The 954-nt window shown below is 63.7% G+C and carries 1 protein-coding gene; it reads left to right on the top strand.

Annotated features, from left to right (window positions below):
* Positions 1-954: PqiB family protein (locus AB4037_RS34590; RefSeq protein ID WP_441774677.1), on the top strand; the 954-nt coding region annotated here is incomplete at both ends.

Below are 954 nucleotides of genomic sequence, written 5' to 3' on the forward strand. Positions count from 1 at the left end.
CAGATCCGCTACAAGGCCATCGTCTTCGGCACGGTGAAGAGCGTCGCGCTTGCGCCGGACGGCAGCCACGTCATCGTCGCCGCCGACATGACCAAGCAGGCTGAACCGCTGATGCGCGAGGGCACGCTGTTCTGGGTCGTCAGGCCGCGCCTGTCGGCCAGTTCCGGTATTTCCGGCCTGTCGACCATCATCTCCGGCGTCTATATCGAGTTCGATCCCGGCAAGGCCGGCACGACAGCCGACAGCTTCGCCGGCCTCGAGCTGCCTCCCGTCATTCCCACCGACGCGCCCGGAACGGAATTTGCCCTGAAGACCACGCAGATCGGTTCGATCAGCGCGGGGTCGCCGATCTTCCATCGCGGCCTCGAAGTCGGCCAGGTCCTCGGCTACGATTCCTCCAACCTCGCCGACGGCATCACCATCCGCGCCTTCGTCAGGGATCCCTATGACAAGGAAGTGCGCACCAGTACCAATTTCTGGAATGCCTCCGGGGTCTCCCTCACCACGGGCCCCCAGGGCTTTCGGCTCCAGCTCGATTCCATCCAGGCCCTGCTCGCGGGCGGCATCGCCTTCGATACGCCGGCCGACGTGCTTTCGAACGAGCGCGCCGCTCCCAAGACGGCTTTCACCCTCTACCGGGACCAGGCCAGTGCCGACGAAGCCAAATATACCGTTCGCCTGCGCTATCTGGTCTATTTCGATTCCTCCGTGGGCGGCCTTGCCGCCGGTTCCAACGTGGAGTGGCATGGCCTCAAGATCGGGCAAGTGGTCAGTATCAACCTGCAATATGACGTCACCAAAAACACGCCGCGTGCGCCCGTCCTGATCGAAATCGAGCCGCAGCGCATCCAGATCGTCGGCGCGGACGGCCCGATCAATCCCGAAACCGTGCTGAAATCGCTGGTCGCCAAGGGCCTGCGCGCCGAGATCAAGACCAGCAATTACCTGACTGGC

Source organism: Labrys sp. KB_33_2 (assembly GCF_052114505.1).
In the GTDB taxonomy this organism is placed as follows: domain Bacteria; phylum Pseudomonadota; class Alphaproteobacteria; order Rhizobiales; family Labraceae; genus Labrys.